This window comes from Catalinimonas locisalis, from assembly GCF_038039535.1.
In the GTDB taxonomy this organism is placed as follows: Bacteria; Bacteroidota; Bacteroidia; order Cytophagales; family Cyclobacteriaceae; genus Catalinimonas.
Genome location: NZ_JBBPHP010000012.1, coordinates 61705 through 82409, shown reverse-complemented (window position 1 = coordinate 82409; position 20705 = coordinate 61705). Strand labels below are relative to the sequence as shown.

The window sequence follows — 20705 nt, the reverse complement described above, 5'->3', positions numbered from 1 at the left end:
TATCCATATCACATGTTTGACTCATTCGGAACGGAAGGATTATCATTATTTACCTGGATTGTTGCAGGTCTACTAGGTTTAGTCGCTGCACTGGTTACTTCTCATGTTATGACTGTCATGAAAGAAGACAGTGAAGAAGAAGAACATGAAGAAACTAAGGATAAAAAAGAGAAGGCTTAACTTTACAGATTGTTATAAAGTTTCCTTAAGTGCCTTACCACGAAAGGATTTGGCACTACCCTACTTTTTATCTTTCTTTTAATGGAGTTGGGATTGATTGTTTATCAAAGATTATTTCTTTGAAATTAAGGGGCTAGCCAGTTTTTCTCCCAGTTATTGCTGTTCCAGGTAAAGAGTGTTCTCAAATGGCCTCCTTTCATAAGCTTCAGAAAATCAAGCTTATTTACTTCACTCACTATTACACAGAAGTTTTCTCTTCCAACTGCTGTGTTTTTTTCTGTAGGCCCATCTAAAAAATCTTCTGGTAAATTTGCAGAGTAATGGTTTTCTATTGATCCCGGAGCCTTAGGGCCCAGGTAATCTCCACGGTTTTTAGGAGGAATATTTTTCCAATATTTATCGCTCAGCTCATCCATATGGTGGATCGTACTTCTAGCGCTTGCCCTAACCTGTTCTTTGTGCTGATGATCATAAAAAAGCCAGTTGACATTGTTATTTACTTTTATATCACTCACTTTTTGTGTACGTACGTCCGAAAAGCATATTAGCTGACGCTTTTGAATATCAGTTTCTCTTAACACCAGTGTTCTCTGCCTTACTTCATTATTGGTACAGGTTGCAAGCACCGGGAAATGAAATGCATGTTTAGCGTCAGCGCCTCCTCTGGCAAGAGTACCCCAAACATGTGCTAGTATCTCCTCTAAAGTACTTTCCTTCTCAATCATATTTTTTATGAGGTAAATCACCAGAATGGAAAAATGTTTAAGTATGATGGTATCACAATTTTATAAGCACTAAGAAAGAGATGGGGTAGATTTTAAAATATCATCAGTTTTTTATAAAAATATTTCTATGTATATGGCTGATTATCAGCACATTAAATATTTAATAGTAATTTTTTATAGTTTGAGTGTAACAAATCTGTAAGATACCTTGTATAACATAGTACTATATAATACATTTGTACATGAATACAATGTTAACCCAAGTGCATCACCTGAACTGGCCTCCTGGGTCAGTCTCAGGCTGCATAAGCACGCAGACGCAAAGGCGATCTCGCTGAAAATCAATTGAAAATTGAAACATGAAAATTGAGAACACACAGGTGCAGATGCGGAAAGGTATTCTGGAATACTGCATCCTACACATTATCTCCCGGGGGGAGGTGTACGCATCAGATATGCTGGAGGAGCTCACATCGGCCAAAATAATGGTAGTGGAAGGCACGCTCTATCCACTGCTGACAAGGTTACGCAAAGCGGGCCTGGTTGACTATCATTGGGTAGAATCAACATCAGGACCACCACGCAAATATTATAAATTGACCAATAAGGGGCAGGAGTTCCTGGATGAGCTGGGTAATACCTGGCAGCAGTTGGTAGCCTCTACTAACCAAATTATTTCCAATTCACACCAAAAGAAATCGTAAAAGAAGTCTGACATGAAAAAGAATATCAGTATAAACATAAGTGGTATCATCTTTCATGTGGAGGAAGACGGCTATGAGCTGTTAAAGAACTATCTGGAATCCATAAGCCGCTATTTTTCTACATATGAGGACAGCAAAGAAATCACTGATGATATAGAAAGCAGAATCGCAGAGATTTTTCTTTCCAAGTTAAGTAATAGCAAACAGGTAATCACCCGCGAAGATGTTGAGGGGGTTATCAAAACCATGGGTAATGTAGAAGACTTCGCTGCCGCAGAAGGTATGGAAGAAGAAACTTCATACAGAACCTATACCTCCGCAGATGAGGCTCATGCTGATGCAGAGGAGGAAACCTACGGACGTAAGCGTCTGTACCGAGACACTGAGCGTAAAGTATTGGGAGGAGTTGCTGCAGGAATCGCACATTACTTTAAAACCGATCCGCTCTGGATAAGACTGGTTTTTTTGATCTTCTTCTTCGCAGATGCTTTTGCTTCTTTCGGTACCATTACTTTAGTAACCTACATTGTACTCTGGATAGTACTGCCGGGTAACAGTTCACTAAGTCAAAACGCGAAGGTTAAAAAGCTCTTTCGTAATCCCGATGACAAGGTGATAGGAGGAGTCTCAGGAGGTATAGCCGCCTACTTTGGTTCAGACCCGACGGTGATACGCCTCTTATTTGTCCTCAGTATATTCTTGGGAGGTACCGGATTGCTGATTTACGTTATCCTCTGGATTATTACTCCAGAGGCTAAAACACTTACAGACAAGATGCAAATGAAAGGCGAGCCGGTTACGCTGACCAATATTGAGTCTAGTATAAAAAAAAACTTTAGTGTAGATGAGAATGGAGAGGAAAGCCTGCTCATGAAAATCATTTTGTTTCCTTTCCGTCTTATTGCCATCGTGATTAACGCTTTAGGCAGGGCCCTGGGGCCTATTCTTAACGGACTTGGAGATCTCGCAAGAGTACTTTTGGGCTTGTTACTGATTTTGATAGGAGGGGCTTTCTTATTTGGCTTATTAGTATCAGGTGGAATTTTACTGGGCTTGTCTTCATTTGACCCTGTGATTGATGGCGAATTTCCATTACGACTTCTTCAGGAAAGTGTACCAGCGACGGCTTCTGTTTTTGGATTTATTGCCATATTCATTCCAGCAGTGGGGATAATCATAGGTGGTATTGCAGTAATCGTGAAGAGGAAACTCATTAGTTCTACAGTATGGTGGAGTGCTTTTGGACTTTGGTTCGTTGCGATGGTCGGTTTAAGTGTAACAATACCTCAGATTGTGATGGATTTTAGAGAAGAAGGAAGGTATACTACCAATGAAAATATCACACTTGATGGTTCTACAGCAGTACTCACTTTGGGTGATTATCCTGAAAGCGATGACTTTGCCAGACCGCGTCTGATGCTACGCGGACATGAGGAAAATGGGTTTGAACTGCAAACAGAGTTTGAAGCCAGAGGAAGAAATCGTAAAACAGCAATTGAATATGCGCAAATGGTTTCTTATAAGGTAGAAGTAGAAGATTCCACAATCAGTTTTCCACCAGTCTTTACTTTTAACGAAGGAGCTAAATTCAGAGATCAGGAGGTTGATATAACGCTTTATATTCCCTACCAGCATCCTTTCATCATTGACCGTGAACTGAATCTGATCCTCCGAAATACACTTTATCGTGATGGTTACAGTATTTCAGATGTGAGAGACAACACTTTTATATTCACTGAAGAAGGTCTGGAATGTATTACCTGCGAAGAGCGTGAAAATATGGACGACGAAATTGATAGCATTCCTCAGTCTGGGGTTTCTGGAGGTTTCTCTAAAACCCTTGAAGTGAGTAATTTTGAAATTTTGAACGTTGCCGGGCCATTCAGGGTAGAAGTGAGACAGGATTCTGCTTATAGCCTGACCCTCACCGGAGATGAAGATGCAGTGGAAGATGTGGAAGTGAGTACCAGAAATAGCACTCTGGAGTTTAATTATGGAAAAGCTTTTACCAGTGATGATAAGGAAAGGATAGCTGTTACATTGACAATGCCTACTTTGAGTGCTTTACGATTGAATGCCAATGCCCAGGTGAATGTAAGTGATTTTAAGTCAGATAATCTAAGCCTGGATATGGCGGGTTCAAGTGAGGCATTTGTAGAGGCTGAGGTACAGAGTATTTCGCTCAACATGCGAGGGGCATCTGGCTTGAAACTTTATGGAAAAGCTCAACAAATAGACGCAAACTTGAGTGGTGCTGCACGTTTGGATGCGTTGGAAATGGAGATTGATGATGCCAGTGTAGAAAGCAGTGGTGCCTCAAAAGCCAAAATGAATGTAAGAGGCGAACTGAATGTTGACCCCGATGACTCTAGTCGTATTGAGTATAGTGGTAATCCGGATCTTAACGTGACCAATGGCAATGAGAATAAAGTTTCACCAATTGAATAAATCCAATAGCTTATCTGAACTGTCAAACCGGAAAACTTAGTTTCCGGTTTTGCTTTTCATGAAGCGCTCACTGATTAGATTTGTGTTACCCAAATGGCTGTATTTGACTATTGCTACGAATACAGTTCCTCCCAATATATTGCCAAGCGTGGCAAAAGTCTGGAAATGCAGATAATCTACAATAGTAATTCTTTCATCTACTATCATACCGGCAAATACCTCTATAGAACCCACAATGGAGTGATGAAGCCCGCCAATTCCGATTACTGTAGTTACCAGAATTATCACCAGTATGCGACTAATGGTATCCTTAGAAGAAGTCACCAGCCAGGACAATAGCCCCATCAACCAGCCTGCAAACATAGCGCTACCCAGTGTGATCAGCCAGTCATACTGCACCATTTTATCAGCAAAGTAATAAAGGCTTTCTTTACTTACTACTCCCATGGCGGGGCCCATCTGAGCCAGGATTAAGCTAAATAGATACCCGCCAATTAGGTTTCCGATAAATATAATTCCCCAAAGCTCCAAGAGGTTAACAATCCGTACCGATCCATTCAGGACAGGAAGTACTGCCAAATTTGTATGCTCGGTAAATAATTCGGAGCGGCCAAGTATTACAAAGATAAACCCAATAGGATAGGCAAAAGCTAGCGCTATCTCCAGACTTGGTTTTTCCATGGTATCACTAAACATGGTGTATAGCGCACCCATCAAAAAAAGACTAAAACCAATTTCTAAGCCACCAGAAAAGGATGAGAAAAACAATGCTTTGTTATGACGCCTGTATTCTGTCAAAGCCATCTGAATTTGTTCCTTCAGAATTTCTCCACCGTCTTTGAGCTTATCAAGGTTTTCTATCTCGTCCTTACCATTATAGTTATTGACATGTTTACGTGCCAGCGCAGCTTGGCTTTCCACTACGCTTCTTTGTTTTTCAAGTATTTCAGGGTCATGTGCCATCTGACTTATTTAAAATAAGTTTGAGTAATCGTTACTTTTCTATTTTGTCTCTATATAACTCTAAAAGAATGAAAAGTTAGGCAACAGGTAAAAATAATATTGAAAGGAACGCATCTATGTTGAAATGATGTTTTATTTTAAAAAAAATGTTATGCATGCATACTATTTATTATACAAATTACTATATTTGTTATGTATGCATAACAAATTAGTATGCATTTTGTACAGTAAAAAATTAAAAGATAAATACAGCTACTCATGGATACACTTGCAAAAAAACAAGCCATAAATGGCGGAGAGTTTTTGATCAAAGATACTGAAGCCAAAGATGTCTTCATTCCTGAAGAGTTTAGTGAAGAACAAAGGATGATGGCAGATGCCACGCTTGATTTTGTCAATAAAGAAATCACCCCCAATGTAGAACGAATGGATAGTATGGAGCCAGGTTTTATGCCGTCGCTCCTAGACAAAGCCGGAGAACTGGGCTTACTGGGAATCTCTATCCCTGAAGAATACGGCGGATTAGGAATGAGCTTCAATACCTCCATGTTGATTGCCGATGTTATAGGCTCGGCTGGATCTTTCTCTACTGCTTATGGAGCCCACACAGGCATAGGAACCTTACCTATATTATACTACGGTACAGAAGAACAAAAACAAAAGTATCTACCATTACTGGCAAGTGGAGAATGGAAAGCCTGTTACTGTTTGACAGAACCTGACGCAGGATCGGATGCCAATTCTGGTAAAACCAAAGCGGTTCTTTCAGAAGACGGTAAGCACTACAAAATAACCGGCCAGAAGATGTGGATCTCAAATGCCGGCTTTGCTGATCTTTTTATTGTTTTTGCCCGTATTGAGGATGATAAATATCTGTCAGCCTTCATTGTGGAGAAATCTTTTGGCGGTATTACGATGAACGAAGAAGAAAAAAAGCTGGGGATTAAAGGTTCTTCTACCCGTCAGGTTTTCTTTAATGATACTATGGTGCCGGTTGAAAATATGCTTTCCGAACGAGGCAATGGGTTTAAGATTGCAGTAAACATTCTAAACATAGGAAGAATAAAGCTAGGAGCCGGAGTAATTGGAGGTTGTAAGCAGGTGGTAACTGACTCTGTAAGATATGCCAATGAACGCAAGCAGTTTGGTGTTTCCATTTCAAATTTTGGTGCGATAAAGCAGAAACTGGCCAACATGGCTACTTTGATATATGCTACAGAATCTGCTGACTATCGGGCTGGTCAGGATATTGAAGACCGTATACAAGCCCTTATAGATGAAGGAATGCCAGAGTCTGAAGCTAAGTTGAAAGGAGTGGAACAATTTGCAATTGAGTGTGCAATGATGAAAGTGCATGGTTCGGAAATTTTGGATTACTGTGTAGACGAAGGCGTTCAGATTTATGGAGGTATGGGCTTCTCAGCAGAAGCTCCCATGGAAAGAGCTTATCGTGATGCAAGAATTTCAAGAATTTATGAAGGGACCAATGAGATCAACCGGATGTTGCTGGTAGGTATGACATTGAAACGGGCTTTTAAAGGAGAGATTAATTTACTTGGACCAGCTATGGCCGTAGGTAAGGAGTTGACTTCTGTGCCTGATTTTAGTGCCAAAGATTTATCAGGAATGTTCGCAAAAGAAAAAGATGTACTCAAAAATCTGAAAAAATCTGTTCTTATGGTGGCAGGAAAAGCTGCTCAGGACTTTGGAACAAAGTTAGATGATGAGCAGGAAATTCTCATGAACATCGCAGATATGATGATTGAGATTTATGCTGCTGAATCTACCCTTCTGCGAACGGAAAAGCTTGTAAGTATCAGAGGAGAAGAAGCTTGTCAGGAACAGATCAAAATGGCACAGTTGTATCTGTACATGGCAGTTGATAAAATTAATAGTAGCGGAAAAGAAGCTATTGCATCTTTTGCCAAAGGAGATGAGCAGAGAGTAATGCTTATGGGACTTAAGCGATTTACTAAAATGGATCTCTACAATGTAAAAGAATTAAGAAGATCAATTGCTGATTTTCTTATTGAAAAAAATAGGTACGCTTTCTAATACTGAGTTGAGAATAAAAAGAAAGGCCAACCCAATTTTGGGTTGGCTTTTTTATTGGAGGACAATAAAACTTAATATTATACTAATTAAATAGTGATCTTAGCATATATAATAACGTGCTGCAAAAAGTAAGGTTTTAAAAAGAAAAACCTTCTTTATTTAAAGAAGGTTTTCTTACTGTAAACAGGTGTATGAATAAAAACAATTTGTGTTATGTATCTATATATACTAGATGTATAAGAAAGGTAACCCCTCACCTCAAAAAAAATAAAATGTTTCAATACTTTTTTCGTAATCAATTGAAATTGAGTGTTTTGCGTTTATTTTAAATGCAAAATATTATTTCACATACATTTATTATTTCATTAGACATACATCTTTTTTTTAATGAGTAATGATTTTTATATTTTTTTTCAGTGCATTACTATTACCAAAATGTGTACTTAAAAAGGAAGAGTATTGGCATTTTAGTATTAACTCACCTAACTTCTGATTTTACAAAATAGTCTGTCAGATATGATCAATGTTTTATTTGTCTGCCTGGGAAACATTTGCCGTTCACCTATGGCTGAGGCAGTATTCAACCAACTACTTAAGGATAATAACCTTCAAGATAAAATCCGCTGTGATTCGGCAGGTACTTCAGACTACCACATTGGTGAGCCTCCAGATAGTCGCACAATGGATATAGTAGTTGCCAAAGGTTTATCGCTTGATCATAAAGGAAGGCAATTCTTAACCAAAGATTTTGATGATTTTAACTACATCATTGCTATGGATGAAGAAAATAGGAAAAATATTTTAAAACTGGAAAATGCTAAAGCTCCTAAGAAATACCGAGTATTCCTGATGAGAGAGTTTGAAGATAATCCTGCAAATTTAAATGTACCAGACCCGTACTGGAGTGGGCAGGATGGGTTTACTGAAGTTTACAATATTTTGCACGAAAGCTCTCAAAATTTACTAGATTATATAAGAAAAGAACATCAAATATGAGAGTGCTGAGTGAGTATTGACGATTCATTGTAAAATTATCTTATCATGACAACAAGTAAGCTTGGACTTCCGGTAGGTACTACCCTAGACAGATTTATCAAAAGAAATCAGGAAGATTTTCCTTACGCTTCGGGAGAACTTTCACAGCTTTTGAGAGATATTGCTCTGGCAGGTAAAATTTTAAACAAAGAAATTAACCGGGCAGGCTTAGGAAACATACTTGGTGATTTTGGTGAAACTAATGTACAGGGAGAGAACCAACAAAAACTAGATGTTGTAGCAGATATTCGTTTTACCAGGGCTTTGAAGAATGGGGGAGAGGTTTGTGCCATAGTTTCAGAAGAGAATGAGGAGATCGTTCATCTTAATCCAGACTCAAAGTATCTGGTAGCCATAGATCCCTTGGATGGATCGTCAAATATTGACGTAAATGTTTCCATTGGTACTATATTCTCCATTTATCGCCGTAAATCTCCTATAGGTTCAAAGGCTACTGTTGACGATGTGTTACAGGCAGGAAGTGCTCAGGTAGCTGCCGGGTACCTACTTTACGGCTCCTCAACGATGTTGGTTTATACTACCGGAAATAAGGTGAATGGTTTTACTTATGACCCATCATTGGGTGAGTTTTTTCTATCTCATCGTAACATGTCGATTCCAAATGACGGACAAATATTTTCTATCAATGAAGGCTATTATGACGATTATGACAGTAATATTATACACTATATAGAAGATTGTAAACGCAAAAAGTACTCAGCACGCTATATTGGCTCATTGGTAGGAGACTTTCATCGTAATTTATTAAAGGGTGGCATCTACCTTTATCCTGCTACTCAAAAAAATCCTGATGGTAAACTTCGCTTACTATATGAATGTAATGCATTAGCCTTTATCGCTGAGCAGGCTGGAGGTAAGGCATGTAATGGGAGTGAGAGAATTTTAGACATTCACCCCCAAACATTTCATCAACGAACTCCTCTATATATTGGATCACCAGTCATGGTAGATGAAGTATTAAAGCGTGTTAAGAAAGCAGTTTCCGATAAATAATGCTTACGATAAATCTGCGATAGAAAAATTGCTGCTCCACAGGAAAATAGTGTAATTCTTTGAAGATTGATTTATAATCTGGTAAAGATTGATTTTGTAGATTACTTACCAGTCTGAAAAATGAATACATCAGCTTAAGCATTATATGCTTCCAAATAAGTTGGAATCCTTGTCCTTCTAAGCAAAAATCTGCGAATAGCCAACTTCCTGATGGCTTGAGATAGTCCGAAAGCTTATTAGCTAGTTTTCTCGCTTGGTGAGTAGGGTAAATGTCAAAAAGAAAAAAAGTCATCAATACGTCATATTTCTGTACCGCTGAAATGTTATCCTCAGTACCATGAATGAAAGTTAGTTCTATGTTATTTTGACTATTCTTTAATATCTTTCTGGACTTTCTTTTGGCTATTTTCAGCATGTTAGAAGATGCCTCAACGTAAGTAATTTTTTTAGGGCGTACGTTTTTGAGTAAGTAAGGCAGTATTCTGCCACTCCCTCCGCCAATTATGAGTATACTACTTCCTTGAGGAATAAGGGAGAAAAAATGTTTTTGAGCTTTGTCAAGGGTGTTACCAAAAACAAGTTGGGCGAACAAATCATAGTAGGGTGCAATATGCTGGAATGTAAATAATCGCATTTACAGGATTAAATAAAGGATAGGATAAAGAAAGACAGCATCTGCTATTGATCTATACATTTCGTACTGACGAAAGTAAGAAGGGAAAAGAAAAATGCAATGTAAAGTAATCACCATGCATAAGATAATACATTGAGTAATGAGAAACTGAACATCAGAATGATACAACCATACTCCCGCTCCAGTAATAAAATAAAGAAGCCATATACAAGTAAGAATTGATTTGACCGAAGTTTTATCTCCTACGGCAGTAGCATATGAAATATGAAAATCCAATTGATCCAACTCTTTTTCGTACCAAGAGAAAATTAAAAGATTGCATAAAGCAAGTAAGATATATTGGATAAAAAGGAGCCAGATTGTTGGAGAAGTAGTTAGGCCACTCATATAAATTGGAGCGAGAAATACACCTATACTATACAATACAGCAATGACAAACTCTTTGTGCAATACGTTTTGTAAGTTCATCCAGCGAATAGATAAAAAATATAAGCCTACCAGGCTTAAAACTCCTCCTCCCCACAATATTAGATTGATTGGCAGCTGTGTCAATAGTATTATGCCTACTGTTGCGACGATAAATAAAAGTTGGCTTAAGGTTTTAAAATGTTTTTGATGGAATTGATGACGGAAAGTATGAGCTGTATGAGGTATTTTATAAGCATCAGAAAGGTGATCTGTCGTATAGATAAGCCATACACTCATTGCTAACGCACATAGGCTTAAAGTAGGAAGATATACTTGTAAATAGTCAGCTATAAACATACTACCAACTACTGCTCCTAAAACGATATCCAGGCTGAGTGTTCTTGCTAATCTTAGCGCCTTTTTTATCATTTAATTAATTTAAATCCACAATCCGTTGTACGAGAATGACCAATAAAATACTGATAAGAATTTTAGTTTGGCAGATCCTTCAAAATAACAGGGGCACGCTATTTTCTACTATTAGATTCAGTGGTTTGTACACCTTCTTCTAACAAAAAAAGCCCTGAAAAGGGCTTTCATTAATATAATTTATGTTCATTGACTAGCTTTCCAGGGCATCTGCACCTGCCACGATTTCCAGTATCTCTTTAGTAATGGCTGCCTGACGTGTACGGTTGTAAGTAAGCTTCAATTGTTTCAGTAATTCCCCTGCATTATCTGTCGCCTGATCCATAGCTGTCATCCTGGCTCCTTGTTCAGAAGCAGCAGATTCCAGATAAGCTTTATAAAACTGTATTTTTAAAGACTGAGGAATGAGCTCTTCCACAATATATTCTTCAGAAGGTTCATATATGTAGTCAATACTATTTTCATTAGTATTTTCTTCATTATCTTCAGTGGATGATTGCACAGGTAAAAACTGTTCGTTTGTAACAATCTGTGTTGCCACATTTTTGAAAGTATTATAGACAAGTATAACTTTATCTACTTTTTCTTCCTTATACATTTTCATCACTGCTTCGGCTGCATTACGAACATTTTCAAAAGTTTGCTCACTAAAAAGGTCAGCATACTCATCTATCATTTCTAGCCCTCTACGCTTATAATAATCTCTTCCCTTGGTTCCCACTGTCATGATTTTTAGACGATTATTACGCTCATAGGTACTATATTCATTTGAAATTAGCTGCCTTAGGTAGCGGAAGAGGCTGGTATTGAATGCTCCACAAAGTCCTTTATCTGAAGTGAATACAACAAAAACAACATTTTTGACTTCTCTGCTTTTTGCATACTCGCTCACGTTTTCTTCACTCAGGTTAGAAGAAACATTATTAAGGATTTTGGTGAGTTTTACTGCATATGGACGCATCTGTAACAGGCGATCCTGTGCTCTACGCAGCTTAGATGCAGCTACCATTTTCATAGCTTTGGTAATCTGCTGCGTTGATTTTACAGATGCTATTCGGCTTTTGACTGCTTTTAAGCTCGGCATGTTTTTTTATTGTGAATCTATGAAGCAGAGCTATGATTATAGTATAGCTCTGCAATAATTATTCTATTCCTGATAGTTCGGAGCAAGCTCAGTAGCTACTTTCTTAAGTACATCTGTAATGCTATCGTCAAATTTACCTGCAGCTAATGCATCCAGTGTATCACGATGCTGTGCTTTCAACTGGTTGAGATAGTCAGTTTCAAATGCTTTAACCTTATCTATAGCTACCTTATCCATGTGTCCTTTGGTAGAAGCGAAGATAATTGCTACCTGCTCTTCCACCGAAAGCGGAGAAAATTGAGGTTGCTTAAGAATTTGCTGGTTTCTTCTACCTCTGTCAATGGTAAGCTGCGTTGCGGCATCAAGGTCAGAACCAAATTTAGCAAATGCCTCCAATTCACGGAACTGGGCCTGGTCAAGCTTAAGCGTACCAGCTACTTTTTTCATTGACTTTATCTGAGCCGACCCACCCACACGAGATACTGAGATACCTACGTTAATGGCAGGACGTAAACCAGCATTAAACAAACCAGTTTCCAGGAAGATCTGTCCGTCAGTAATTGAAATTACGTTGGTTGGAATATACGCAGAAACGTCACCTGCCTGAGTTTCAATGATAGGTAAGGCAGTCAAAGAACCGCCACCTTTTACCAGAGGCTTGATTACTTCCGGCAAGTCATTCATCTGCTTCACGATCTCAGTATTAGCATTCAGCTTAGCTGCTCTTTCCAGCAGGCGAGAGTGCAGGTAAAAAACATCTCCGGGATAAGCTTCACGTCCGGGAGGTCTGCGAAGTAATAAGGAAACCTCCCGATAAGCAACTGCTTGTTTTGAAAGGTCATCATAGATCACCAGAGCTGGTCTTCCGGTATCGCGGAAATACTCACCGATAACGGCTCCAGTAAAAGGTGCAAAAAACTGCATTGGAGCAGGGTCAGATGCAGAGGCAGAAACTACAGTGGTATAAGCCATAGCTCCATGCTTCTCAAGTGCAGAAACCACTCCTGCAACGGTAGAAGCCTTTTGACCGCAAGCTACATAGATACAGTAGACTGGTTCACCTTTTTCATAAAATTCTTTTTGGTTGATAATGGTATCCAGCGCCACGGCAGTTTTTCCAGTCTGACGATCCCCAATAATCAGTTCTCGTTGCCCTCTTCCAATAGGAATCATGGAGTCAATCGCCTTAATTCCCGTCTGTAGAGGTTCATTTACCGGTTGACGGTAGATCACACCAGGGGCTCTTCTCTCAATAGGAAGCTCATAAACCTCTCCTTGTATCGGACCTTTACCATCAATGGGTTCACCCAGGGTATTCACTACACGGCCTGCAAGTCCATCACCAACTTTTATGGAGGCAATACGCTTAGTACGCTTTACAGTATCACCTTCTTTGATATCTCCTTGCTCGCCCAAGAGTACCGCACCCACATTATCTTCTTCCAGGTTTAGTACAAGAGCATTGAGGCCATTTTCAAATTCTAAAAGCTCACCAGATTGTGCTTGGGTGAGGCCGTAAATACGTGCTACACCATCACCTACTTGGAGCACAGTACCTACTTCTTCGAGTTCAGCTTCTGTTTTGAAATTAGAAAGCTGTTCTCTTAATATTGCTGAAACCTCATCAGGTCTTACTTCTGCCATTATATATCAGGTTTTAGATTAAAGTAAAATTCAGTTTAGATTGATTTTACGTAACTATCGTCCGAAAAATCGTACGAAAGTGTTTTCAGTTTTGCTTTAACAGAGTTATCTATCTGTTGGTCACCAATTTTGAGTACATACCCACCAATAATTGAAGGGTCTACTTTCTCTTCAAGCTCTATTTTCTTTCCTGTTTGAGAAGCTACCATGTCTATGAATTTTTTCCTCAAAACATCATTAAGGGGCATCGGAGTAGTGACATTTGCTTTCACTATGCCCTGATGCTGACGATACTGTATCTCAAATGATTCGGCGATAGCCGGAAGATAACTTTCCCTGTTTTTGCGGGTAATGATATCAAATAAAGCCAGCGTAGCAGGGTTAAATTTATTTTTAAAGAGGGCATAAAGCACCATCTTTTTTTTCTCGTGACCGATTATAGGGTTTCTAAGCATCAAAACAAAATCACGGTTGGATTTACAGGTTTCCAGGAAAAAAACCATATCCTGATAGACATCTTTTAATACTTTCTTCTCTACTGCCAGATCCAAAAGCGACTTCGCATAGCGGGATGCTACTCTAGTATTAACCATAAATGAAAGTCCGGTTTATCTTAGCTAAACAGATTTGTTAATTAACATTTAAGTCATTAACCAGTTTTGATACGTATTCTTTTTGTGCTTTATCATCACTAAGTTTTTCGCGCAGGATTTTTTCAGCAATCTGTACGGAGAGCTGAGCAACCTGATCCTTTACTTCAGCAAGAGCAGCATTTTTTTGAGTTTCAATAGAAGCTTTAGCATCAGCGATAATACGAGCTCCCTCCTGCGCAGCTTGTTCCTTTGCTTCTTCACGAAGTTTGTTGGCTGCAGCGGTAGCATCTTTTAAGATATTATCTCTTTCTTTCCGCGCTTCGGCAAGTAGTTTTTCGTTATCAGCTTTCAATTCAGCCATTTCGTTTCTGGCTTTTTCAGCAGAAAGTAAAGACTCATTGATACTGTTTTCACGCTCGTTTAGTCCGTTAATGATAGGTCTCCAAGCAAATTTAGATAGTACAAAAAGTACAACCAGGAAGATAAGGATCTGCCAGACTATCAGTCCAAAATCTGGAGTAAGTAAATCCATTAAGGTTTATATTAAATAGTGAATAGTAATAATTTGTTTCATCAAAGAACCGGCTCAAAGCCTAATGCTGAGAGCCGGTTTTAAGTTTGCGTTACGCAGTAGCTATGATCAGACAGATAATTACTCCAAAGAGAGCAACACCTTCAATCAGTGCAGCTACGATAATCATAGCTGTCTGAATACGTCCGCTAGCCTCAGGCTGGCGAGCGATGGCTTCCATAGCAGAACCACCAATTTTTCCGATACCAAGACCAGCGCCTAATGCAACTATTCCGGCACCAAGACCTGCTCCCATGGTTCCTAATCCGGAAACCGCTTCGGTAGCAGCTTGTAATAATAAAGCTAACAACATAAGAGTTTAACTATTTATATGAATGAAACAAATGAAAGCTAATTTATACCATTGCAGAATCAGACTGCAAAGGCGCATGACTATTCTCATCCTCCAGCGCTTTTCCTTCTTCATGATGGTGCTCTTCTACTGCACCTCCAAAATATATGGCTGAAAGTAATGTAAATACAAAAGCCTGTAACAAAGCCACTAACAGTTCAAGAAAGTTCATCACAGAAGCAAAAAGAATACTCACTGGGCCAACTGCAATGCTTTCAAAAATGAAAATCAATCCGATAATGCTGAGAATAATGATGTGACCAGCAGTGATGTTGGCAAAAAGCCTTACCATCAGTGAAAATGGCTTGGTAAACAAACCAATAATCTCAACAGGAATCATGATAGGAAGCAGCCACCAGGGTACACCGGGTGTATTGAACACGTGCTTCCAGTAGTCTTTATTTCCGCTGAACTGAGTAATGATGAAAGTGAATAATGCTAAAGTTAGTGTAATGGAAATATTACCAGTTACGTTGGCAGCACCGGGGAGCAGTCCCAGAAGATTATTTATCAGTATGAAGAAGAAAACAGTAAGCAAATAGGGCATAAACCTCTGGTACTTGTGTTCACCTATTGCGGGGATAGCCACTTCATCACGGATAAATATCACTACTGGTTCAATGAAAGCCTGTATGCCCTGGGGAGCAGTAGCAGGCTTTTTCTTGTATCTGGATGCAGCGGCAGGAAAGATGATCAACATCACAATTACACTTAGCATCATCGCTGCTACATTCTTAGTAAGAGAGAAGTCGTAAAAAGTGTGTCCTTCCACAGATACAAGGTGCGAACCGTCATCTTCTAATGCATATCCTTTATATGGTGTATAGTTATGGTCTTCATCTAAAAAATTAGAAGACATAAATATTTCTAATCCTCTGTCCTCAGAATAAAGGATGATAGGAAGAGGAAGCGTGACATGGGTATGGCCTATGGTTGCAAAGTGCCAATCGTAAGAATCGGCAATATGGTGAAAGATAAATTCAGTAGGTCCTTCAGTTTCAGGATCAGGCTCTACCTCTGCAGCATGTACTGTATTGAGCGATAGCGCACTAATTATTGAAAATATGTAGCTGATTAAGAATAACTTACGGTATTTTTTCTTGCTTTTTATCCGCATTTTCTGCCCTCGTTTGAAAATTTGAGCGCAAGGTAGTTAATAAGGCATATATTTCAAAAATTAAAAATGCTAAATACACAATGGCGAAATGTATCACAAAATTGATTTTCTCAGGAATCTCCTGAAGTAGCACTATTAAAATAATTCCTATGCTCATGAGAAGACGGAAAGTCATAGTACCCAGGTAAACGAGTGCAAACTTGTCAGGGGCATGCTTCAAGCCCATCAAGGTGATGTAATGAGTAAAAAGTGTTAAGAGAAGGAAAAAAAGAATAATAAAATAAACCCCTTGATAGATGAGGTTGGGAAAGATGATTTGAGCAAGGGAGGCAACAATAGTAAGGACTGTGGCAAATAAAAATAATGCCAGCCAGGAATTAATTTTCTTTTTCTTTAGCATTTACTCTTTAGGTAAGCTTCGGATAGTGATAATTAGAGAGCCAGAAAAGGCAATTAGGGCAAAGATAATCGTAAATAACGGAAAACCATTGCCCATAGTATCATCCAATTTCATACCCCCCCATACAGCTACTCCCAAGACAGCTACCATTTGAAATGCTAAGCCTGAGTACTTTACATAGGTCTTAAATTGATCTTGATTCTTTTTCTTTGGAGCTTGACTTGATGTCTTCTTCTGGCTCGTCTTCTGATTCTGATTGGAATTCATCTGGCTCATCGTCAAAGTTGATTTCATTTACTGAGACACCCATACGGCATGATCCATTGAAAGTTGCTCCGGATTCCACAACTAACTTGTTGGTGACAATATCGCCATGAATGACAGCAGTAGGCCTTAAAACGAGTAATTCAGAAATTTCAATAGAACCCTGTATTTCTCCACCGATCTCGCCGTTTTGTGCAAGTACTGTGCCTTCTACGTATGAAGATTGCCCTAAGACAATTTTTGATTTACAGGTAACGTTTCCTTTTACATCGCCATCAATACGAATGTTTCCTACTGTGGCCAGGTCTCCTTCTACCGAAGTGCCTTTTCCTATGTTACTTGTTGAGGTAGTGGCTTCTTCTGTCTTTACCTTCTCTTTTTGATTGTTACTGAACATTGTCATGTAAATAAATTAAAATGATACAAACTCTTCAGGGTCTACAGGATTCCCATTGTACCAAAGTTCAAAATGTAAATGTGGTCCTGAGGTAAGTTCTCCCGTATTTCCAATAATAGCAATTACATCGCCTGCATTTATAAAATCACCAGATTTTTTTAGCAAACTGGAGTTATGTTTATATACAGAAATAACATTACTGCGATGTTGCACAGCGATTACATAGCCAGCGTCCTGTGTCCAGGAAGCTAAAATCACTGTGCCATCGGCTACCGATTTTATAGGCTCATTCTTCTTAGAAACAATATCTACCCCATAATGACTCTGTTTAGGATTATAGGAGGAAGATATAATACCGGTAATCGGTGTAAAGAAAAACAACTCATCCAACTGACTAGATGCATTGTTAGCATTTACAGTAAGCAATTCAACCCCGTCTTCTTCAAACTCCTGTCTGAACTGAGAATCTACATTTGAGATCTCATTATTACGTTCGGGGCTATTGTCTACAATTCTATCACCAGAGTTTTCAATATAAAACTGTTCATTATCGGTGATAGAGTCTCCTCTTACAACCTGCTGAAAAGAAGCGATAAAGTTTTGCTTATTTTGTACTTCCTGTTCAAGTGAGTCTACCGCCATAGACAACTCAATAAGCTTTCTGTTAGACTCAGCTTGAGCGTATCTTGGGTCAAACCACTGCTCTAGTAAGGTATTTACTAAAAATAAACTACCAATCAGCATTATTATACTCACAGATACAATGAAAAGGGCTAACTTTGCGTAAGTAAATGTGAATGTTGTTTTCTCAGCAAAGTCTTCCTCATTCCGAACGATGAGTAGATATCTGGTTGTTAACCGATTTGAAAATGTTTTCCTTGACTTCAAAGTATTATAATTAAATTCCCCGACAGGACAAAAGTAAGCATTAAAAAATATTAGACTAATTGAGTAGCATACGCTATCACGAGTAAGTAGTGAGCTTTAATATAAATCTAAATATTAATCATTTGAAGGTAAAAGTTTTTTCCAAATATTACATTCTTTGGTGGACTATGTTGCTTTGTGGCTTAACCGCCTGTGCACCCCAGAAAAGTGGGATGGTGGCAAGCGTTTACCATAATACAACTGCCAGATACAATGCCTTGTTTTACGCAAATATGCGTATGGATGAAATCCAGGCAGCTATACTGGAAAGTCAGGAAAACAACTTCAATGACATTCTGGAAATTTACCCAAAGGTTGACACTGCTCTGATCAGCAGTTTGGATAAGCAGGTGGAAGACTGCTTAAAGAAAGCCTCCATTGCTATTGAACGCCATCCCAACAGCCGATGGGCAGATGATAGCTATATATTGGTAGGCCTCTGCCGAATGTATAAGCAGAACTATGAAGACGCTATCAAGACCTTCAAATATGTAAATACAGAAAGTAAGGACGATGATGCTCGCCACCGAGCTTTGATTCATCTCATGCGTACTTTTATTGAGGCACAAGAGCAAAATAATGCAATTGCTGTTTCTGACTTTCTTAAGAAAGAAAAGCTGAATGATGCCAATAAAGCAAAGCTTTATCTTACACGTGCTCATCTGGCACAACTCAATGAAAATTATAGTACGATGGTAGGTAACCTCTTACTAGCTGCTCCTCTTTTAAATAATGATGAAGGGCGAGCCCGTACTTATTTTATCATCGGACAACTTTATCAAGATTTAGGTTTTGATGCCCAGGCCTATCAAAATTATGAAGAGGTGCTGAGAAGTAATCCAGAATATGAATTGTATTTTTATGCTCGTCTGAACATGGCTCAGGTGTATGATCTCACCAAAGAGAACGATACCCGTAAAATTCGTAAGTATTTCAAAAAACTTCTCAAAGACAAGAAAAATCTTGAGTATCAGGATAAAATCTACTACGAAATGGCCTCTTTTGAGCAGAAACAGGGTAATCTTGAAGAAGCCATGCAGTTTTACAATGAGTCTATACAGGCTAGTATTAATAATAACAGGCAGAAAGCCTATGCCTATCTTGCTTTAGGTAGAATCTACTATGGCGATAAAAAAGATTATCAACAAGCCAAGTTATACTACGACAGTACGATGACTGTGCTGCCTCAGGATGAAGAAGAATACGAGCAGATAGCTGAGAGGCAGGAGGTACTGGATAACTTTGTAAAGCAACTCACTACCATCCAAGAGCAGGATAGCCTGCTGGCTTTGGCTCAAATGGACTCGCTTGAGCTGAATACTTATCTGGATGAGTTGATAGCTGAAGAAGATCGTCTTCTTGCAGAGCAAGAAAGAGAGAGTAAGCGTAGAAGTCGGACTGTAAGAAATAATAGTTTTCAGCAGGTTCAGTCACCATTCATGCAGGGGGCAGAGCCTAATCAGGCTGCCAGTAGTGAGGGCTGGTACTTCTATACTCCTACAGCCATCAGTATCGGGCGCACAGAGTTTATTAGACGATGGGGCGATCGCAAACTGGAAGATAACTGGAGAAGATCAGAAAAAACTATAGATGAGAACTTTGCTCAGGACAATGTAGAGGCAATTGAGGCGGCAGAAAATATCCCCAGTCAGAGTCCGGTAACTGAAAATACTGCGGATAGCAGAAAGCAGCAACTTTATGCAGCTATTCCTTTTACTGATGAAGCTCAACAGGAAGCTCTTGTAAGCATTGAAGAAGCTTATTACAATTTGGGAGGTATTTACAATTTTGATCTGGAAGAAAAGCATAATGCTATTGAAACTTTTGAAACCATGTTGGCGCGTTTCCCTGAGACTGAATACGAACCTGAAGTATTGTATGAGCTTTACCTATTGTACAAAGAAATGGATGATGAAACTTATGTAAAATACAAAAACCAATTACTTCAAAATTATCCGGAAAGTATTTATGCTAAAATCCTTGAAAATCCCAATTACCGTGAAGAAAGTAACCTGGCAAGTGAAAAACTAAAAAAGATTTATAAAACGGCTTACGAGCTTTATGACGATGGCAAATACGAAGAAGCCAAGCAGATGATCAGTGCCAGCCTTAAGGCGTTTTCAGATAATGATTTTACGGATAATATGAAGCTTTTGAATATACTTATTACTGGTAAGACTGAAGATTTTTATCAGTATCAGCTTGGTTTGCAAAACTTTATTGATGAATATCCTGAGAGTGATCTGTATACTTATGCAGAACAGCTTTTGGAAAAATCACGAACTTTTAAGGAAGAAGAAGCAAAGCGCAGAGGAGCTAATTACCGAGAGCGATTTGACCGTCAGCATTCGTTTATTATTCTCTACAATAATGTCCAGAAAATTTCCACTGATTTGCCCAAAGCCATTAATGCATTTAATAGCCATCAATTTGAAGATAAAAATCTTACAGTGGCCAACCTGGTGTTGGAAGGAGGTAAGGTGATGATAATTGTGGAAAAATTTGAAGATATGGAAAGTGCCAAAGCTTACTATAATGCATTTATCGGAGAGGAAAGTCCGGTAGAGCAGCTGTCAGCAGGGCAAAGGAACGAAGTTGGAGAGAGCTTTGTCATAACTGAAGACAATTTGAACATCTTACTTCAAACCCAAGATGTTGACGAATATCTTCGTTTTTTTCAAAAGCATTACATGTAATTTTGAGGTCTACTTTTTTGGATTCAATTTTGTCTGATTTTTGTTTCAAAGAAGAATAACAATAT

The 20705-nt window shown here is 38.8% G+C and carries 21 protein-coding genes; 7 read left to right on the top strand and 14 right to left on the bottom strand.

From position 1 onward, the window contains the following. Positions 1-12: 12 nt before the first annotated feature. The gene (locus WJR50_RS16390) at positions 13-180 is read left to right on the top strand and encodes a hypothetical protein (protein ID WP_341294391.1); all 168 of its coding nucleotides are present in this window, start codon (positions 13-15) and stop codon (positions 178-180) included. 125 nt (positions 181-305) lie between these two features. Here the strand turns inward: WJR50_RS16390 and WJR50_RS16385 are convergent, their stop codons facing one another. Beyond that, on the bottom strand, positions 306-905 hold the full coding sequence (locus WJR50_RS16385; RefSeq protein WP_341294390.1) for a pyridoxamine 5'-phosphate oxidase family protein: 600 nt from the start codon (positions 903-905) through the stop codon (positions 306-308). A 359-nt stretch (positions 906-1264) separates the two neighbouring features. Here WJR50_RS16385 and WJR50_RS16380 point away from each other — a divergent pair, with 359 nt between their 5' ends. Together WJR50_RS16380 and WJR50_RS16375 are read left to right on the top strand one after the other, a co-directional pair. After that, positions 1265-1609, top strand: a complete 345-nt coding sequence (locus WJR50_RS16380; RefSeq protein WP_341294389.1) for a PadR family transcriptional regulator — start codon at positions 1265-1267, stop codon at positions 1607-1609. Between the two features lie 12 nt (positions 1610-1621). Continuing rightward, positions 1622-4057 (top strand): PspC domain-containing protein, encoded by a 2436-nt coding sequence (locus WJR50_RS16375; RefSeq protein ID WP_341294388.1) that lies wholly within the window; start codon positions 1622-1624, stop codon positions 4055-4057. A gap of 36 nt (positions 4058-4093) precedes the next feature. Here WJR50_RS16375 and WJR50_RS16370 read toward each other — a convergent pair whose 3' ends face one another. Continuing rightward, on the bottom strand, positions 4094-5020 hold the full coding sequence (locus WJR50_RS16370; RefSeq protein WP_341294387.1) for a formate/nitrite transporter family protein: 927 nt from the start codon (positions 5018-5020) through the stop codon (positions 4094-4096). Between the two features lie 258 nt (positions 5021-5278). On the opposite strand from WJR50_RS16370, the gene WJR50_RS16365 reads away from it, so the two are divergent. The 3 genes from WJR50_RS16365 (at position 5279) to fbp (ending at position 9124) form a co-directional block, all read left to right on the top strand. Beyond that, on the top strand, positions 5279-7075 hold the full coding sequence (locus WJR50_RS16365; protein WP_341294386.1) for an acyl-CoA dehydrogenase FadE: 1797 nt from the start codon (positions 5279-5281) through the stop codon (positions 7073-7075). A gap of 516 nt (positions 7076-7591) precedes the next feature. Then, on the top strand, positions 7592-8071 hold the full coding sequence (locus WJR50_RS16360; protein WP_341294385.1) for a low molecular weight protein-tyrosine-phosphatase: 480 nt from the start codon (positions 7592-7594) through the stop codon (positions 8069-8071). 45 nt (positions 8072-8116) lie between these two features. Beyond that, positions 8117-9124, top strand: a complete 1008-nt coding sequence (gene fbp / locus WJR50_RS16355; RefSeq protein ID WP_341294384.1) for a class 1 fructose-bisphosphatase — start codon at positions 8117-8119, stop codon at positions 9122-9124. Here the strand turns inward: fbp and WJR50_RS16350 are convergent. The 12 genes from WJR50_RS16350 to WJR50_RS16295 form a co-directional block, all read right to left on the bottom strand. Then, positions 9099-9758 (bottom strand): class I SAM-dependent methyltransferase, encoded by a 660-nt coding sequence (locus WJR50_RS16350; RefSeq protein WP_341294383.1) that lies wholly within the window; start codon positions 9756-9758, stop codon positions 9099-9101. The genes fbp and WJR50_RS16350 overlap by 26 nt on opposite strands. Beyond that, a complete protein-coding gene (locus WJR50_RS16345) occupies positions 9759-10595 on the bottom strand; it encodes a hypothetical protein (RefSeq protein ID WP_341294382.1) in 837 nt (278 codons plus the stop codon). 193 nt (positions 10596-10788) lie between these two features. Beyond that, positions 10789-11679, bottom strand: coding sequence for an ATP synthase F1 subunit gamma (gene atpG, locus WJR50_RS16340; RefSeq protein WP_341294381.1), 891 nt, complete (start codon positions 11677-11679; stop codon positions 10789-10791). A 63-nt stretch (positions 11680-11742) separates the two neighbouring features. Beyond that, on the bottom strand, positions 11743-13323 hold the full coding sequence (atpA, locus tag WJR50_RS16335; protein ID WP_341294380.1) for a F0F1 ATP synthase subunit alpha: 1581 nt from the start codon (positions 13321-13323) through the stop codon (positions 11743-11745). 35 nt (positions 13324-13358) lie between these two features. Continuing rightward, positions 13359-13916 (bottom strand): ATP synthase F1 subunit delta, encoded by a 558-nt coding sequence (gene atpH, locus WJR50_RS16330; RefSeq protein ID WP_341294379.1) that lies wholly within the window; start codon positions 13914-13916, stop codon positions 13359-13361. A 37-nt stretch (positions 13917-13953) separates the two neighbouring features. Continuing rightward, a complete protein-coding gene (locus tag WJR50_RS16325) occupies positions 13954-14448 on the bottom strand; it encodes a F0F1 ATP synthase subunit B (protein ID WP_341294378.1) in 495 nt (164 codons plus the stop codon). A gap of 91 nt (positions 14449-14539) precedes the next feature. Beyond that, positions 14540-14800, bottom strand: a complete 261-nt coding sequence (gene atpE / locus WJR50_RS16320) for an ATP synthase F0 subunit C (protein WP_341294377.1) — start codon at positions 14798-14800, stop codon at positions 14540-14542. A 43-nt stretch (positions 14801-14843) separates the two neighbouring features. Next, entirely contained in the window at positions 14844-15956 is a 1113-nt protein-coding gene (gene atpB, locus WJR50_RS16315) for a F0F1 ATP synthase subunit A (RefSeq protein ID WP_341294376.1), read from the bottom strand. Next, complete coding sequence (locus WJR50_RS16310; RefSeq protein ID WP_341294375.1) at positions 15925-16356, bottom strand: hypothetical protein; 432 nt, start codon at positions 16354-16356, stop codon at positions 15925-15927. The genes atpB and WJR50_RS16310 overlap by 32 nt, the downstream gene beginning before the upstream one ends. Continuing rightward, the gene (locus WJR50_RS16305) at positions 16357-16623 is read right to left on the bottom strand and encodes an AtpZ/AtpI family protein (protein WP_341294374.1); all 267 of its coding nucleotides are present in this window, start codon (positions 16621-16623) and stop codon (positions 16357-16359) included. Then, a complete protein-coding gene (locus WJR50_RS16300) occupies positions 16541-17023 on the bottom strand; it encodes a bactofilin family protein (protein WP_341294373.1) in 483 nt (160 codons plus the stop codon). The genes WJR50_RS16305 and WJR50_RS16300 overlap by 83 nt, the downstream gene beginning before the upstream one ends. A 9-nt stretch (positions 17024-17032) precedes the next feature. After that, positions 17033-17773 (bottom strand): M23 family metallopeptidase, encoded by a 741-nt coding sequence (locus WJR50_RS16295; protein WP_341294372.1) that lies wholly within the window; start codon positions 17771-17773, stop codon positions 17033-17035. Between the two features lie 254 nt (positions 17774-18027). Between WJR50_RS16295 and porW the strand changes: the two genes are divergently transcribed. Then, positions 18028-20640 carry a type IX secretion system periplasmic lipoprotein PorW/SprE gene (porW, locus tag WJR50_RS16290; protein ID WP_341294371.1) on the top strand — a complete coding sequence of 871 codons (2613 nt, stop codon included), beginning with the start codon at positions 18028-18030 and terminating at the stop codon, positions 20638-20640. Positions 20641-20705 lie beyond the last annotated feature (65 nt).

What these genes read in the sequence shown, in the direction of transcription:
- WJR50_RS16390 (WP_341294391.1), top strand. Translation starts at nt 13, where the DNA reads ATGTTTGACTCATTCGGAACGGAAGGATTATCATTATTTACCTGGATT.
- WJR50_RS16385 (WP_341294390.1), bottom strand. Translation starts at nt 905, where the DNA reads ATGATTGAGAAGGAAAGTACTTTAGAGGAGATACTAGCACATGTTTGG.
- WJR50_RS16380 (WP_341294389.1), top strand. Translation starts at nt 1,265, where the DNA reads ATGAAAATTGAGAACACACAGGTGCAGATGCGGAAAGGTATTCTGGAA.
- WJR50_RS16375 (WP_341294388.1), top strand. Translation starts at nt 1,622, where the DNA reads ATGAAAAAGAATATCAGTATAAACATAAGTGGTATCATCTTTCATGTG.
- WJR50_RS16370 (WP_341294387.1), bottom strand. Translation starts at nt 5,020, where the DNA reads ATGGCACATGACCCTGAAATACTTGAAAAACAAAGAAGCGTAGTGGAA.
- WJR50_RS16365 (WP_341294386.1), top strand. Translation starts at nt 5,279, where the DNA reads ATGGATACACTTGCAAAAAAACAAGCCATAAATGGCGGAGAGTTTTTG.
- WJR50_RS16360 (WP_341294385.1), top strand. Translation starts at nt 7,592, where the DNA reads ATGATCAATGTTTTATTTGTCTGCCTGGGAAACATTTGCCGTTCACCT.
- fbp (WP_341294384.1), top strand. Translation starts at nt 8,117, where the DNA reads ATGACAACAAGTAAGCTTGGACTTCCGGTAGGTACTACCCTAGACAGA.
- WJR50_RS16350 (WP_341294383.1), bottom strand. Translation starts at nt 9,758, where the DNA reads ATGCGATTATTTACATTCCAGCATATTGCACCCTACTATGATTTGTTC.
- WJR50_RS16345 (WP_341294382.1), bottom strand. Translation starts at nt 10,595, where the DNA reads ATGATAAAAAAGGCGCTAAGATTAGCAAGAACACTCAGCCTGGATATC.
- atpG (WP_341294381.1), bottom strand. Translation starts at nt 11,679, where the DNA reads ATGCCGAGCTTAAAAGCAGTCAAAAGCCGAATAGCATCTGTAAAATCA.
- atpA (WP_341294380.1), bottom strand. Translation starts at nt 13,323, where the DNA reads ATGGCAGAAGTAAGACCTGATGAGGTTTCAGCAATATTAAGAGAACAG.
- atpH (WP_341294379.1), bottom strand. Translation starts at nt 13,916, where the DNA reads ATGGTTAATACTAGAGTAGCATCCCGCTATGCGAAGTCGCTTTTGGAT.
- WJR50_RS16325 (WP_341294378.1), bottom strand. Translation starts at nt 14,448, where the DNA reads ATGGATTTACTTACTCCAGATTTTGGACTGATAGTCTGGCAGATCCTT.
- atpE (WP_341294377.1), bottom strand. Translation starts at nt 14,800, where the DNA reads ATGTTGTTAGCTTTATTATTACAAGCTGCTACCGAAGCGGTTTCCGGA.
- atpB (WP_341294376.1), bottom strand. Translation starts at nt 15,956, where the DNA reads ATGCGGATAAAAAGCAAGAAAAAATACCGTAAGTTATTCTTAATCAGC.
- WJR50_RS16310 (WP_341294375.1), bottom strand. Translation starts at nt 16,356, where the DNA reads ATGCTAAAGAAAAAGAAAATTAATTCCTGGCTGGCATTATTTTTATTT.
- WJR50_RS16305 (WP_341294374.1), bottom strand. Translation starts at nt 16,623, where the DNA reads ATGAATTCCAATCAGAATCAGAAGACGAGCCAGAAGAAGACATCAAGT.
- WJR50_RS16300 (WP_341294373.1), bottom strand. Translation starts at nt 17,023, where the DNA reads ATGACAATGTTCAGTAACAATCAAAAAGAGAAGGTAAAGACAGAAGAA.